Here is a 12,821-nt window from a genome sequence, read left to right as displayed (position 1 = left end):
CAGCTCCCACATTGATCGTGCCCGCCTTAGATAGCAGTCATCTTTAAGGCATCAGCACGGCACGGCGCGCATCGCCAAGAATGTCGACGCCGTTGAGCACAAACTTCTGGGTGCGTACATCGATGTCGATCACCGAAATGCCATTTTCCAGACGGTTGTAGGTACGGCAGGACAGCTCCAGCGTGGTGGTGGCCTTGTCGCCCATTTTCAGCTTCGCCTCCTCCAGGGATTTGAGCTTGCCGCCGACGGTGTGGTAGGTGAAGTAGGTCTTGCCGTCCTGGTCCTGACCGGCTTCACGCACGTTCAGCAAAATGTCGTCGCCCATGCGCACGCCCAGGGCCAGCATGATTTCCGGGCCGGCACCTTGCAGCACCAGCTTGGCATTGAGCACCTTGCCGCTCTTGGCCATTTCCTCGGCAATAAAGCGCCCGCCGGACATGGCTTCCATGTCGAACTCGATCTTCGGCGGGGTGAACTCTTCTACGGTTGCGGACAACGGCAGGCCTTGAAGGGTGGCCGCAATGGCCTGTCTGACTCGGTTGGTAAACATTAGAGAACGTCCTCCAGGAACTGCTCGATGATTTCATCGCGGGCGTTGAGTTGATAAACCATGTGTTCGTTCGGCGCGTAGCGGCCGTAGTCGATGACGATGAACCAGGTACCGTTCTTGTACTTCTCGACGCTGTTCAGTTCCGGGTGCAGGTACACGCTGCCGCCGGGAATGGTTTCGTCGGCCACCAGGGTTTGCAGCCAATCGTTGATGCGCTTGACCTCCTGGTCCATGAAGGACTTGGTGAGGTTCTTGGCCATGGCTTTCTGGCCGGCCTTGACCAGCTTGCGGCTGATGGCATCTTCCAGGCCGACGTAGCTGATGAACTTGCCGGTGATGGAGCGGTTACCCAGCAGGGAGAAGCCGCCGAGGATGGTGCGGGCGTAGTAGCTCACGCCGTATCGGTTGAGCAGGTCGCCTTCGGTGGAGGTGTCGAGGATGTTGTACTCGACCACGCGGGAAACGTCCTCGGCGAAGGTCACCTGATTACCCGGGCTTTCCCACTGCTTGACCTTGGCCAGTGCGGCGATGGCCAGCGAGGATGGCGACAGGAACACATTCTTCTTCGCAGCCTTGGAGTACACCGACGGCATGTTGTGCACCAGCAGGCAACGGTCGAAGCCCAGGTCGGCACCGCCCAGCTCGCCGCTGTAGGTCACTTGGTCGGCCACCGACGCGTCCTTGCCATCGAGCACCACACGGGCCTTGATGCGTTTGCCGAACGAGGCGAACTCACCGGCTACGGCTTTGGTGCCCGTGAAGCCTGGAGCGCCGATGATGGTCAGGTCTTCAGGGACGCTGCTCAGGGCAGCCAGGCCCAGCTTGCGACCGGTGACCGGGTCGTTGCCGCCGATCACATTGTTGATCGTGTCGGCCGGGGTAGCGCCCTCTTCGACGATGACTACATAGACCGGCACCTTGACCACTTTGAGGATCTGGTACACCGCCTGGAACAAGGTGCCCGACTCGGTGCCGGCGGGGTCCAGCAGCGCCTGGGTGGTGAAGCTGTTGATACGAAACGGCGCGTTTTTGGGGATCGACGCGTGGGCATTCGGCGCAGTGCCGACCAGGCCAATGACGTTATCGCCAAGGCCACCCATGGCCTCGGGGGATTCAGTGGCATTCACAGTGATGCCGTTGTGCTCGAAGTTCAGGACTTCTGCCATGGTTATTCAGCCTTCTTGGGGGTGGAGTTGAGGACGCTGGTCAGTTCCAGACGGCCAGCGGTGCGCAGGGCGGATGCTTCGACGTCGAGCAGTTCCAGCTCCTCGCCAGCGGTGGACCAATGGCCGTTGCCGATGGGGAATGGGATGAGGACGGTGTAGGTTTGGCGGGTGGGCATGGGTGGAAATCTCCGGGTGGAAAATGCAAAAAGCCCCTGCGGGGAGGGGCTTTGGGGGAGGCGAAAAAAAACCGCTTTCGCGGTGGGTTATTTCAGGAAATAAGGCAACTCTGGCCATTCGACTTTGTAGGGATCGCCCGAGTCTTGTGGGACGTCGCGCACTGCCTGTCGATAAAGCGCAAGCTCACTACGTTGCAGGTCAGTCAGTGAGCTGTCTAAGGACTGCATTGCCTCTGTGGAAGCCAATAGCTGTTGACGACGAGTGCGAATAGAGGCCCATTCAGCAAGAGCAATAGACTCGGGGTTAGGTTTATATTGATAATCCAGCTTAATTTTTTCGTTCACTTAAAACTCCACCTTATCAGTAAGCGACAGCTTCGACTCAATGCTACCAACCGCAAACAAGCCACCAATACCGACTTGCATAGTGTCAATACGGATCGTAGTCACATAGATACTTGGAAACTTCAGCCGCACAATCACATTACCACTGGCATCCGTATAAATCCCCGGAGACATATTCCCAAATACAGACTTATTCAACACCGCACGCTGAGGCGAATAGCAATAGCCCACTACGGTCTCATCTACTATGCTCGCACTACCATAGCTATACCCACGAATATTGAACCAGAACATCTGATCGTGAGTATTGATATTAACCGGCAACTTGAAGTGCATGTAAACTTCAGCTGACGTTCCTAGATCGACGACGGAGAACCCACCTGACGCGCCTGTCTTTTGAGGGCCGCCCGTACCCCACACACCGCCTTGGAAGACGTTGAGCTGTACTGAGCCTGCCGCACCGACTACGCCAACCATATCCTTTTTGCTGCGAAAATCATCAAATTCCGCCCGTGCAACGTCCATACGGTTGTCTATTTGAGAAATTTTTCCGTTAACCGCAGTTGTGAGGTTGTCCGCGGCAGTGACCAAGTCACCAATTTTTTGCTCAATACCCATACTTGACCTCTGAATTATTAAATACCAAGGGAGCTTCGCGAATCATCCTTGAACCCTCATTGAGCTTTTATTTCCAGCGCCATTACTCGAAACAACACATCTAGATGCCGCCACATATTATTTACATTAGCAGCAGCAATTGTTGCCAGTTCCTCTGTCAACAACAAATTAAGGTTGTGCTCCCCCACCACAATCGTCACGCTATCCGCCGGCAACGGCGAAACATCCAGCGTAAACTTCTGCAGCACCCGCGCCGCCGCCGCTTTATACGTCAGCAACTTACCCGCCACGGAATACACCGCCAGCAAGGTGCCGCTGGCGAGGTAAAACCCGAACTCGCCAATCTCATACTCGCCGTCGCCGTCAAACAGCGCGGCCATCCTGAGTTGGCGGTCGCCCAGGTCTTCGTAATCGACGATGGCCACCCGTTGGCGCTCGTCACGCAAGGCCACTTCCGTGCCGTCGGGGTCGTAGCGGCCGGTGCCGGCGCCGATGTGGGTGATTTCGCCTTTGAGGCCCTGGTTCTTTGCCTGCAGCACTTCATCCAAACCTTTGGAGGTGAAGCGCACCAGGCGCGTGATTTCATCTGTCATGGCTGCGCCCTGAGGTCGTAATCGTTAATGGTGTAGTGCTGGGCAACCCCGGCACTGTTGAGCCGAGCTACCAGCGCCAATTCCGGCAACGCGCCGTTCAGGTAGAACTCACCGTCGCTTAAAGGCGCGTCGAGCACTTGCGTGAGGGCGAGCTGGCCTTCGGTCTCATGCACGATGGTGATCGTCGCCTGATCGCGCTCACTCTTGGCCGCATTGATACGCCGGATCAGCCGGTTGTGGTCGCCGCTGGACCAGCTGCGCCCGATGATCGCCTGCACATCGAAGGTGTAAGGCACGCCCAGCGGACGTTGCTGGTACCAGGCGCTGATATTGGGCGTGAAGCCCAGTGACTCCACCGCATGGCTCAGCGCCTTGGGCGTGCCGGCCTGGCGCTGGATCTGCCAGGACAAGGCCACGGTCAGGCGTTTTTCCGCCTCGCTGGCCTCGGCATCCCATTCGCTGACGCCGCGGTCGGCGGCCAGGTAAGGCAGGAATTCGCTGGGCGTGTACAGCGGGTTCATCAGCGCCGGAAACGGCGGAGTGACGCGCTCAAGCAATCTGCCGAAGCCCAGGTCCAGGGCCTTTTCCAGCGGTGAGCTGTTGGCCGGCAGCAAACTTGCGTTGGGTTCACTCATAGCGTGCGCACCTCCACCTCGACACCCGTGCAATACGGGGCCTGGAACGCGGTGCTGACAATCGGCGCCAGCGGTTCCAGAATGTGCAGTTGCGCAGCGCCAGCACTGTGGATGGCGTAGTCGATCCAGCTGGGGTCCACCCGCCCTTCCAGACGGTGGCAGGACTCGGCGTAGTCTTGCAGCAGTTTCTGCGCGGCCACTTGGGTCAGCCCCGAGTCCGGGCCGGCGTTGATCTTGGCCACCACGCGAATTTTGTAGGGTTGAATCTGCGCGCCCTGGACGCTGACCAGGTCGGTTTCGGGCCGTACATCCGGCCGTGCGAAATGTCGACGTACACCGTCAAGCAAGTCGGCAGATGGCGTGCCGTCGCCTTCCCTGGAAAGCACGGTGACCATGACTTCACCCGGTGCGGTGCGGCGAGCGTTGCCGTCCTTGACCTGGGCCGCGTAACCGTCGGGGTCGAAGGTGTAGGTGACCGTGACCACACCGGGCGTCGCACTTTGCACTTTCACTGCTGGGCGCTCGCCCAAGGTGAACACTTCACGGCGATACTGCATGCGCGAGCCCGCCGCTGGGGCGTGGGGCGCCAGGTAGTAACGCAGGCGGGCGTCGTCGTCGCTTTCCAAGGTGGGCGGCACCGGCGGGAACGCGGCCGGGTCGCCGGGGTCGAGTACTTGGCGTTCCAGGCCCATATCGGCCAGGCGCGCATCCAGGTTGCTGCCGGTGGCCCACCACGCCAGCATCTGCTTGATGCGGGCGTTGTATTTGCGCTCATGGGTTTGCAGGCGCACGCAAAAGGCTTCCAGAGCCAGGGTCAGCAGTTCGCTTTCGTTGTCGAGGCTGACCTGGAGTTTGGCCGCGCTTTGCGGTGCGCGGGTGGCGACATAGTCGATGACAAACGCTTTGAATTCGGCCAGCAACGGTTCGAACTCATCGACCTTGATGATGGTCGGTTCCGCCAGTTGGTTCTGGCCGGGGATCAGCATGCTCATGTCACGACCTCGAAGGATTGTTGGCGGTTTTTCCAGGTGCCGGCAAACCGCAGCAGCAGGCCGGCGCCTTGGCGGGTGGCGACGATGACCTGAGGGTCGAAGTCGCCGATACCGTTGTGGGTGTTGTAGAAGGCCTGCGCGGCGTGGCTCTGGGCGAGGATCAACAGGTCGTCGCCGAGGTTCTGGCCGAGCAACTGCGGGATCAGCGAGCCGTACAACGGGCGCTTTTGCCGCGTTGCGATGGGGGTGGTCAGCGCTCGGGTGGCGCGCTGCACAAATTGCAGCCAGTCGTCGACGGCCGCCCCGGTGTTCCTATCGATTCCGAGCATGGGGTGTCCTTATCGGGGGCTGATGACGCGTCCTTGATGGTCCACCACCGGGCCGCTGAAGTGCGCGCCGCCGGCATCCAGCAATAGGCTGGTGCCGCCGACTTGCAGGGTGATGCCTTGGGCGCTGAGGGTCAGGCTGGCGGCGCCGACCTTGACGTCAACCTGTTCGCGGGAACCGCTGAAGGTGGTCGGGCCGTTGATCCAGTTGAAGGTGTGGCTGGCGTCGTCGTAGTCGCTTTGGGTGCCGTCTTGATGCCGGCGCCGAGTCAGCGTTGCCACGTTGGAGACCGGCGGGAAGCGATCACTGTTAAGGCCGAACAGAGCCACGGATTGCACACCGCCCTCCCCCCCGCCGTAGTTGAGCAGCAGGCATTGCTCACCCACCGTGGGGATGCGGGTTTCGGTTTGTGCACCGGCACTGGGGTTGAAAAAACGGATCGCCGGGGTGAGCAGGTCACCGTGGCTGACCTTGCAGGTGTTGCTGGCCGCATCGACCTGCTGGCAGATGCCGATCCGGCAGAAGCTCTCGGCGCGCCGGTAGAGGTCCTCGAGCTGGGACTCCATCTCGGCCAGGCGCTCGACGATCGGTCCCAATTGCATGCGTAACAGCGCGTCGAACATGGGCTACTCCGCCAGAGGCTTGTATTGGGCCGGGTCGTCGATATCGGAGACGTCCCAGGTGCAGGCAAATAGCGGTTGGCCTGTGGGATCGTCGAGTAACGTCGGCCCTAGATAGAGGGTTTGAGTGAAGGAAACCGTCCAGGTGTCGTAGTCCGTTTCCACGGAAGTGCGCACAGCGGGAGCCGCGACGATATTCGCCGGCAAATCGCACTGCGCCTGGGGCAGGTACCAACGGTTATCCAGCACCAGGTCCATGAGCTGGCTGGCCAGGTCGCAGGCGTCGAACGGCAATGCACCGGGGGCGACCATGGCCCTAAGTGAAATGGCCAGGACGTGGGCCTTGCGCCCCTCGCGAGAGCGAATACCCGGGCCATTGCCTTCGACCGTGACCATTACGCCGGTTTGTTCAGCATCGCCTTGAAAGTCTTGGTGACTGCCGACCTTGATGTCCGGGAAGGCCGCATGCAGCACCGCGCCGATGGCTTGGGGCAGTTGGGATGGCTTATCGATAAACGTCATTTTAAGTCGCGTCCTTGCAACGATTAGTGCGGGTCCTGGCCGGAGCCTTGGTTGATCCCGATGCGCTTGGCCGCCCATCGTTCATAAAGGCCGATGGCCACGTCAGCACCGGCCATGGCAGTCAGGCAACCAATGGCGCCGGCGGTCCAGATCGACATGCCGGCGGCGTAGCACAGCATCAGGGCGGAAACCCCGCAAACCATGCACGCCCCGGAACGCAGGGCCAGACGGCGGATCAGCGACCAGCCACGTGCGCCTTCTTTATCGGCGCGCCACATTTCACCTGACACCCCGCCGATCACCGCCAATACGATCACCAGCCAGATAGGCATTTCCGCTAACGCTTGCTGTTCATTTGTCATGTCACGCCTCCTGGCTGAGCAATAAATAGTCCGTATTTCATTTACAAATGCTTGGGTAGGTAGGCATTCCAAAAAGCCCGGTCGCCCGGGCTTTTCAGTAATGATGTCCTCGGACTTTCGGCGCTACTGGCGCGGTACGGTCCTTTCCTCGATGTTTTTCCGACCACGATCCCTGTCTGCCGGATAACTGCTTCTGGTGCTTTACGCTGCACACCTGGGTCAGTTGCCAACCCTCTGAACCGTTAAGGCCGGTTCATCGCTGCCTGTTGTTGAAGCGTTGAAACTAAAGAGCGTCGGCATCCTTGCCGGTATTGCCTGGCATCCCTGCCATCGCTTCGATGGCGTCCTTGCCGATGTTGCGTGCCTTCCTTGTCTTCCTTGGCAGCATCCTTGCCGCCTCCACCAAGCCTTGTTGGCTGGCTTGAGGTGAAGAATATGCATGTATGCATATACAGTCAATGCACAGATGCATTTATTTTTGCCATGAAAATGCACGAATGCATTGGAAGCCTTGCGGGCTTGGGCTTGGCCGGTTTTCTAGGGCCGAAAAAAAACCCGCACATGGGCGGGTTTCTTCTTACGCGTGGAGGTTAGCGGGCGTACATGCCCCACCAGAAAACATGACCGAGGATACTGATCTGCTCATCCTGGATCTCCTGAAAGCTGTAATCCTCATCCGGATGTTCATCACGGTTGAAGCTGCGCAGGCGAATCCCGGAAGGCAGGCGGTAGAGCTGTTTAACCCGCAACTGGCCGTTGTGATTGATGGCATACAGGTCGCCATCGACGATGTCGCCAATGCCGCTCTTGCCGGCATTCACCCCTACCGTGGCCCCGTCGCGCAACACCGGCAACATACTGTTGCCGCGCACCGTCACGCACTTTGCCTGGTCGAACTGCACACCGTTATGCCGCAGGCTGCGCTTGCCGAACCGCAGGCTGGCCTTTTCGCTTTCCTCGATGACGAATCTTCCTGATCCAGCAGCCAATTCAACCTCGCGCAGAAAGGGGATCGACACCTCGTCATCATTAACGGGGGTGTCGTCGTCCCACAGGCTTATGTCCTTGAGTTCCGAATGCATCGGGTCGCGCCCGTCATCGCGCAAAGCGCCCACTGCTGCGCGCCCGCGCAGGTAATCAGTGCTCACGCGAAAATACTCGGCGATACGGGAGATGTGTTTATCCGACGGATCAACGATCTTGCCGCTGAGGATCCGGGACAGTGTGGATTGAGGCACGCCAGTGCGTCGGTGAAGCTCCGTGGGGGAGATCCGGTCGCGGTCCAGCAGCTCTCTTAAGACGATAGAAACGTTGCGTTTTTGCATAGCGCGGATAGTGACGGGAGTTTTTGGGGTTGGCAAATGCTAATTTGCATATTTATGCATTAAACACGCGTCTTTCACTTAACTTGAATCAAAATACTGTATATGCAACCAGTTATCGACGCTCTATTATTCCGACAGCTTGGTATTGCTGCCGGTCAACACCTTGCATGTCGACAACTCAAGGCCTATGTATAAAACTCTTTGACAACGTAGCCAGCAAAGACGGAGGTGCTCATGGCTTATTCAGCGCTAGCTGTCGCAAACGCCTTCATTGAACGCGCGAAGGAAGGCAAGCTTTCGGGCCTGACGCCCATGAAGCTGCAAAAACTGCTGTTTTATACGCAGTCCTGGCACCTGCGCGAACGGGATCAGCCCCTCATGGATGATCACTTTGCCCGCTGGCAATATGGCCCGGTTATTCCATCGCTGTACCATGAGTTGAAGTCCTACGGTAATCGCCCGGTGACGTCGCTGCTCAGCAACCTGAAGCCCGACGCCGAAGACATTGTGTTCGTTACACCGAGGGTGCCGGAGAGCGATACCTATACCCATCGTTTGATTGACCGGATCATTAACAAATACGGCAAATGGTCCGGGACCCAACTGTCCAACCTGTCCCACGAGGACGGCACAGCCTGGGCCCTCAAGGGCGCCGACGGTTCCGCCATCGACTGGGAAGACATGGCAACACTCATTCACCCAAAGAGCCGCATCCGTGAGTGAAGAACTCGACAACCTGGAACTCACCCTGCCCCCCGCGGCAGGGCCTGACCAGGACACCCAAGCCGGTGGCGAGCAAGCCATAGGCACCGACGATGAAAGAAACCAGAACCTCAAAGACCAGAAGGCCGAAAGGCAACTGCGCAAGAAATATGCGGGTCGGGCGTTTTGGTTTGCCGCTTGTGGTGTGATCTTCTGGGCGGTTTTACTGGTGTGGAATGGGTGGTCGACGTATTACTCGGGCAAAGCGCCGTTCTCGGACAATGTGTTGATTGCTATCACTACGGCGACTTCAATCAATCTGTTTGCGGCGTTTCTTGGGGTGATCCGAGGGTTGTTTCCGGCTAGTGGGCGTAGGTCAAAATAGCCTATTGGACCGCGCAGTCATTCCAACTTTGAAGGATTAATATGCTGCGAAAAAGCCAGATCATCACCTTCCCGGCATTGATCGCATCGGCTTTGAACCGAAGAGTAAAATGATTCTGGTCTGCCTGCCTTATCCCAACGTGACAGATTGTAAAAATGGCGCTGGAAAAAAAGAGTGATCAGAGCGATGAATCGCTGAGTTATGGCGGTGTTACTGCTTGGTGATTCGGCGCGAACTGCTTCCAGAGCGGCCGGTAGCTAATCATTCAGAAACGCAGAAATGGACTTAGCTGAAGTCAAGCGACTCGAAAACTCCTCCCGTAGCTTCACCCGAGGAGATGCAGACTTTGAACGGATACCAGCAATCGTCTACATACCATCCCTCCCCTGTAATGATCCCATCCGCGAGCGAGATTTGGATATTTCTAATCCCGTCCAGAGACAGGCGCTCAGAGCACCAGACCTCAGCCTCGCCTTTAACAAGCCTGAGCCACACCCCATTTGAAACAAGGATGCTGTCTAATTCTGGAATGCTGACCAAGTACTCGATATCGCCACCGAAATGCTTCAAGAGAACGCCGCTACGAATGTCCACGATATAACCCTGACCACCGGCAACTATCATCACATGAAAAGTTGAACCCAGCGTCAGAACGCAACTGAAGCGGCAAAAACCCGGTTGAAAATTCCCCACCCAAGAAGGCTTCGCCTCTGGCGAGAACCTGATGACGAATCCTTCACTATGGTGCCCTTGGCCGGTAGCGCTGAACTGCAAAGGAAGAGGCCCTTCGCCCGGTAGCCCAGCAAGAATCTGATACTTCAGGGTACTCGTCATAAATTTTCCAGGTTGCGAAGTTCAAACTAGTCGAATCATGATATTACCTGCCACATCGTTCTAGGAGGCGTGTTTCTCCAATGCTGCCTACTGGAGAAAAGCGGACGCATTTATTTCCAGGACACAGTTTCCCAGTTGCACCCTCCCTATCACCACGCTACCCTTCCATTCGTCGCTGCCAATTCAGCGACCGGGCCTGATAACCCGTCAAGATGCAGGCGCAACAAGCGCCATCAAACCCGATTTGCAGGCGTTTTTTTTCGCCCCTCATTTCGTGCAATGGCGGCTGTGCGTGGGAGACCTTCGGGTCTGCCGGGTTCCTGTATCTCCGGTTTATCAGCCTGCGCACAGCTGCCACCCCATTCGCCTGATAACGAACGTGGTAGCTCTCACTTGATATGGGAGTTTTACCGATGACCGCTACAAATCCGCCTGCGTTAACCACCCTCGGCGTCACCCCCTTCTCCTTTCACTCCGACCAACCTCTATTCCGCGTCAACAGCGGTGTTTCCCTGCAAGAAGCCCTGCACCACGCCTCCGATCTTCTCCATGTCGCCAAGCTGCTCGCAGAAGATGCGGCGATGACCAAGGAGACGGACCGTTATGCGTGGGCGTCGCATTACTTGCAGGAGATGGTCAAGGCGGTAGTTGATGATGTGGTGAAGGTGTTGGATTCGCCCGGCAACATTCAGTAAAGGGGCGATAAAAAGAAGGGGGCGGCGTATTTTGATAAATGCGCCGCCCCTTCTTCTATTTCTACCGGGTCGTTTGCGACCTGCGAAGGGTCGACTTCGCATGTTAACCTTGCGCCCATCGCAAAAAATGCTGGGCCAAGCGCCCAATGCCGATCAGTTAAGCGACCACGATTGGGCAAGGTGTGGAGCTTTTGAACTTCAGCGATGCGGGTGCTTCGGCCCGCCGGTACAGGGCGGTGATCCCATCGCAGCCTCGCTGAAGCTCGACAGCTCCCACATTCGACCTGCTTTGTTTTGACGTGCGCCTTTCTAAACTGATCGACACTGGACCACGCGCCCCCTTTGCCCCATCACTTTCAACGAATTTGCCTATTACCCAATGAGTAAAAACACCTCCGATCTGTCCTCCCACACCCCGATGATGCAGCAGTATGGGCTGGAGATGGTCTAAGGCCACGTATCACGCGGGTTTCAGTGGATGAGCGTCTAAAACTCAACTTTCATTTAGCGCCCTTTACACCCAATGAATGCGTGCTAGGTTGAGGTAGTTTTAGACAGGTCGAACGACTATGAATGACACTCATAAACTTGCGCAGATGAACCTCCCAACGCTGATTCAGAGCCGGGCGGCGTCCCACCTCGAACGTATCGCCAGGGCGGCTGACAATCCGTCTCGTATGCTGGCGGGAGAGCGTGCTGCCGGATTCGTTGAAGGGCTTGAAGCAGCACGCGCTTTGACGCCGGCCACGATAGAGGCATTATTCCTCATTTTCGACGATGCAACAGAATCAAATCCTGCGCGGTGAGTTTTGCCTCCCGCCCGGGTTTACCAGTTCATGATTGCCAATTCGCCAGTCACAGCGGCCGGCCCCTTCCTGGGGTTGGCAGTGCTGTAGCGAATGTCCATCGCCTCCAGACGGAACCCTCCAAACACCCGTCGGATGTCTGGATGATCGTTGATGCTGACCATCACCTTGCCTTGGCAAGTCCGCATGAAGTCGGCCATTCGCTCGTATTCGTCGAAGCCGAACTCAGCGCCGTAACCTGCCGTCTTCCAGTAGGGCGGGTCCATGTATTGGAAGGTGTGGGGCCGGTCGTATTTCTCGGCGCACTTCAACCATGGCAGATTCTCGACATAGGTGCCGGAAAGGCGCTGCCAGGCTTGCGATAGGTTTTCCTCGATCCGCAGCAAGTTGATAGGCCGGCCTGTGGTTGCGGTGCCGAATGTCTGCCCTGTGGCTTTGGCGCCGAAGGCGTGATGCTGGAGATAGAAGAACCGTGCGGCTCTCTGAATATCTGTCAGCGTCTCTGGGGCCGTCATCTTTTGCCATTCAAATATCTGCCGGGAGCTGAGCGCCCACTTGAACTGGCGCACGAACTCCTCGAGGTGGTGCTGGACGACACGATAGAGGTTCACCAAGTCCCCATTGAGGTCATTCAAAACCTCGACCTTTGCGGGCTCCTCTCGCTTGAAGTACAGAGCCGCGCCGCCGGCGAACACTTCGACATAGCACTCATGATCAGGAAACAGCGCCAGCAGACGCTTAGAAAGACGGCGTTTGCCGCCCATCCATGGGACGATTGGGTTTGTCATTTTTGCAATCCTTTGCAAAGTAGGTTTTAGGTCATGCTAATTTTTTTTGTCGCAGATGTAGGTCGGGCGTCATCACGGCACATCCTTGAAGAAGACGTGGTGACCAAGGCGCAGCGTCTGCTTGGCCTTCGCCGCCCAGGCCGGGGCCTTTGGCATCGTGGTCGCGTAGTAATGCGTGGCACCGCCAGTTGGATCTGGTACCGCGCCATTCATCACCTGGTCAGCCGCACGCTGGGCCTGGGCGAACTGTGCAGCCGGGATCTGCTTTGCACCGCTCAGATATGCGTAGTTCGGGTCGTTCTGATTCCAGCAGCTGAACTGCCAGGGCTTCAGGCACACGCCGGCGTAACCCTCCCCCCACCACGACTTGGCCTTGCCGT

At 57.6% G+C, this 12,821-nt stretch carries 20 protein-coding genes; 4 read left to right on the top strand and 16 right to left on the bottom strand.

The window, feature by feature from the left end; all coding sequences use genetic code 11:
• Positions 1-43 precede the first annotated feature (43 nt).
• The 13 genes from TX24_RS24225 to TX24_RS24170 form a co-directional block, all read right to left on the bottom strand.
• Complete coding sequence (locus TX24_RS24225) at positions 44-550, bottom strand: phage major tail tube protein (RefSeq protein ID WP_003189025.1); 507 nt, start codon at positions 548-550, stop codon at positions 44-46.
• Positions 550-1,716: a phage tail sheath protein gene (locus TX24_RS24220; protein WP_034135800.1), complete on the bottom strand. Its 1,167-nt coding sequence runs from the start codon at positions 1,714-1,716 to the stop codon at positions 550-552. The genes TX24_RS24225 and TX24_RS24220 overlap by 1 nt, the downstream gene beginning before the upstream one ends.
• A 2-nt stretch (positions 1,717-1,718) precedes the next feature.
• A complete protein-coding gene (locus tag TX24_RS32215) occupies positions 1,719-1,892 on the bottom strand; it encodes a hypothetical protein (protein WP_003189022.1) in 174 nt (57 codons plus the stop codon).
• A gap of 87 nt (positions 1,893-1,979) precedes the next feature.
• Positions 1,980-2,237: a phage tail assembly chaperone gene (locus TX24_RS24215; RefSeq protein ID WP_082628870.1), complete on the bottom strand. Its 258-nt coding sequence runs from the start codon at positions 2,235-2,237 to the stop codon at positions 1,980-1,982.
• Positions 2,238-2,855, bottom strand: a complete 618-nt coding sequence (locus TX24_RS24210) for a hypothetical protein (RefSeq protein WP_057711456.1) — start codon at positions 2,853-2,855, stop codon at positions 2,238-2,240.
• A gap of 56 nt (positions 2,856-2,911) precedes the next feature.
• Positions 2,912-3,448, bottom strand: a complete 537-nt coding sequence (locus TX24_RS24205) for a hypothetical protein (RefSeq protein WP_057711454.1) — start codon at positions 3,446-3,448, stop codon at positions 2,912-2,914.
• Complete coding sequence (locus TX24_RS24200; RefSeq protein WP_056790108.1) at positions 3,445-4,083, bottom strand: phage tail protein I; 639 nt, start codon at positions 4,081-4,083, stop codon at positions 3,445-3,447. Before TX24_RS24200 ends, TX24_RS24205 begins: the two co-directional genes overlap by 4 nt.
• The gene (locus tag TX24_RS24195; RefSeq protein WP_003189014.1) at positions 4,080-5,075 is read right to left on the bottom strand and encodes a baseplate J/gp47 family protein; all 996 of its coding nucleotides are present in this window, start codon (positions 5,073-5,075) and stop codon (positions 4,080-4,082) included. The genes TX24_RS24200 and TX24_RS24195 overlap by 4 nt, the downstream gene beginning before the upstream one ends.
• Entirely contained in the window at positions 5,072-5,404 is a 333-nt protein-coding gene (locus TX24_RS24190) for a hypothetical protein (RefSeq protein ID WP_003189012.1), read from the bottom strand. The genes TX24_RS24195 and TX24_RS24190 overlap by 4 nt, the downstream gene beginning before the upstream one ends.
• Before the next feature lie 9 nt (positions 5,405-5,413).
• Positions 5,414-6,025 carry a phage baseplate assembly protein V gene (locus TX24_RS24185; protein WP_003189010.1) on the bottom strand — a complete coding sequence of 204 codons (612 nt, stop codon included), beginning with the start codon at positions 6,023-6,025 and terminating at the stop codon, positions 5,414-5,416.
• 3 nt (positions 6,026-6,028) lie between these two features.
• The gene (locus TX24_RS24180; RefSeq protein ID WP_034135806.1) at positions 6,029-6,544 is read right to left on the bottom strand and encodes a hypothetical protein; all 516 of its coding nucleotides are present in this window, start codon (positions 6,542-6,544) and stop codon (positions 6,029-6,031) included.
• 23 nt (positions 6,545-6,567) lie between these two features.
• Entirely contained in the window at positions 6,568-6,906 is a 339-nt protein-coding gene (locus TX24_RS24175; protein WP_003189007.1) for a phage holin family protein, read from the bottom strand.
• A gap of 590 nt (positions 6,907-7,496) precedes the next feature.
• A complete protein-coding gene (locus TX24_RS24170) occupies positions 7,497-8,240 on the bottom strand; it encodes a LexA family transcriptional regulator (RefSeq protein WP_169855582.1) in 744 nt (247 codons plus the stop codon).
• Positions 8,241-8,465: 225 nt separating this feature from the next.
• On the opposite strand from TX24_RS24170, the gene TX24_RS24165 reads away from it, so the two are divergent.
• Together TX24_RS24165 and TX24_RS24160 are read left to right on the top strand one after the other, a co-directional pair.
• Positions 8,466-8,954: a Panacea domain-containing protein gene (locus TX24_RS24165; protein ID WP_003189004.1), complete on the top strand. Its 489-nt coding sequence runs from the start codon at positions 8,466-8,468 to the stop codon at positions 8,952-8,954.
• Complete coding sequence (locus TX24_RS24160; protein WP_032893301.1) at positions 8,947-9,318, top strand: hypothetical protein; 372 nt, start codon at positions 8,947-8,949, stop codon at positions 9,316-9,318. Before TX24_RS24165 ends, TX24_RS24160 begins: the two co-directional genes overlap by 8 nt.
• Before the next feature lie 285 nt (positions 9,319-9,603).
• Here the strand turns inward: TX24_RS24160 and TX24_RS24155 are convergent, their stop codons facing one another.
• Positions 9,604-10,152 (bottom strand): hypothetical protein, encoded by a 549-nt coding sequence (locus TX24_RS24155; RefSeq protein WP_032893302.1) that lies wholly within the window; start codon positions 10,150-10,152, stop codon positions 9,604-9,606.
• 413 nt (positions 10,153-10,565) lie between these two features.
• On the opposite strand from TX24_RS24155, the gene TX24_RS24150 reads away from it, so the two are divergent.
• Together TX24_RS24150 and TX24_RS24145 are read left to right on the top strand one after the other, a co-directional pair.
• Positions 10,566-10,847: a DUF3077 domain-containing protein gene (locus TX24_RS24150; protein WP_032893303.1), complete on the top strand. Its 282-nt coding sequence runs from the start codon at positions 10,566-10,568 to the stop codon at positions 10,845-10,847.
• 569 nt (positions 10,848-11,416) lie between these two features.
• Complete coding sequence (locus TX24_RS24145; RefSeq protein ID WP_057711452.1) at positions 11,417-11,653, top strand: hypothetical protein; 237 nt, start codon at positions 11,417-11,419, stop codon at positions 11,651-11,653.
• Positions 11,654-11,673: 20 nt separating this feature from the next.
• Here TX24_RS24145 and TX24_RS24140 read toward each other — a convergent pair whose 3' ends face one another.
• Complete coding sequence (locus TX24_RS24140) at positions 11,674-12,441, bottom strand: DNA adenine methylase (protein WP_057711450.1); 768 nt, start codon at positions 12,439-12,441, stop codon at positions 11,674-11,676.
• A 72-nt stretch (positions 12,442-12,513) separates the two neighbouring features.
• Positions 12,514-12,821, bottom strand: a 308-nt coding sequence (locus tag TX24_RS24135) for a cell wall hydrolase (RefSeq protein WP_057711448.1), incomplete at its 5' end; no start/stop codon positions are given.

It is taken from the genome of Pseudomonas lactis (genome assembly GCF_001439845.1).
Taxonomy (GTDB): domain Bacteria; phylum Pseudomonadota; class Gammaproteobacteria; order Pseudomonadales; family Pseudomonadaceae; genus Aquipseudomonas; species Aquipseudomonas lactis.
This window is presented reverse-complemented; position numbering and strand designations above follow the sequence as displayed.

Excerpts from the sequence above, each read along its gene's own strand:
- TX24_RS24140 (WP_057711450.1), bottom strand. The coding sequence starts at position 12,441 with ATGACAAACCCAATCGTCCCATGGATGGGCGGCAAACGCCGTCTTTCT.
- TX24_RS24220 (WP_034135800.1), bottom strand. The coding sequence starts at position 1,716 with ATGGCAGAAGTCCTGAACTTCGAGCACAACGGCATCACTGTGAATGCC.
- TX24_RS24195 (WP_003189014.1), bottom strand. The coding sequence starts at position 5,075 with ATGAGCATGCTGATCCCCGGCCAGAACCAACTGGCGGAACCGACCATC.
- TX24_RS24145 (WP_057711452.1), top strand. The coding sequence starts at position 11,417 with ATGAATGACACTCATAAACTTGCGCAGATGAACCTCCCAACGCTGATT.
- TX24_RS24150 (WP_032893303.1), top strand. The coding sequence starts at position 10,566 with ATGACCGCTACAAATCCGCCTGCGTTAACCACCCTCGGCGTCACCCCC.
- TX24_RS24180 (WP_034135806.1), bottom strand. The coding sequence starts at position 6,544 with ATGACGTTTATCGATAAGCCATCCCAACTGCCCCAAGCCATCGGCGCG.
- TX24_RS24165 (WP_003189004.1), top strand. The coding sequence starts at position 8,466 with ATGGCTTATTCAGCGCTAGCTGTCGCAAACGCCTTCATTGAACGCGCG.
- TX24_RS24190 (WP_003189012.1), bottom strand. The coding sequence starts at position 5,404 with ATGCTCGGAATCGATAGGAACACCGGGGCGGCCGTCGACGACTGGCTG.
- TX24_RS24200 (WP_056790108.1), bottom strand. The coding sequence starts at position 4,083 with ATGAGTGAACCCAACGCAAGTTTGCTGCCGGCCAACAGCTCACCGCTG.
- TX24_RS24155 (WP_032893302.1), bottom strand. The coding sequence starts at position 10,152 with ATGACGAGTACCCTGAAGTATCAGATTCTTGCTGGGCTACCGGGCGAA.
- TX24_RS24185 (WP_003189010.1), bottom strand. The coding sequence starts at position 6,025 with ATGTTCGACGCGCTGTTACGCATGCAATTGGGACCGATCGTCGAGCGC.
- TX24_RS24175 (WP_003189007.1), bottom strand. The coding sequence starts at position 6,906 with ATGACAAATGAACAGCAAGCGTTAGCGGAAATGCCTATCTGGCTGGTG.
- TX24_RS24225 (WP_003189025.1), bottom strand. The coding sequence starts at position 550 with ATGTTTACCAACCGAGTCAGACAGGCCATTGCGGCCACCCTTCAAGGC.
- TX24_RS32215 (WP_003189022.1), bottom strand. The coding sequence starts at position 1,892 with ATGCCCACCCGCCAAACCTACACCGTCCTCATCCCATTCCCCATCGGC.
- TX24_RS24210 (WP_057711456.1), bottom strand. The coding sequence starts at position 2,855 with ATGGGTATTGAGCAAAAAATTGGTGACTTGGTCACTGCCGCGGACAAC.
- TX24_RS24205 (WP_057711454.1), bottom strand. The coding sequence starts at position 3,448 with ATGACAGATGAAATCACGCGCCTGGTGCGCTTCACCTCCAAAGGTTTG.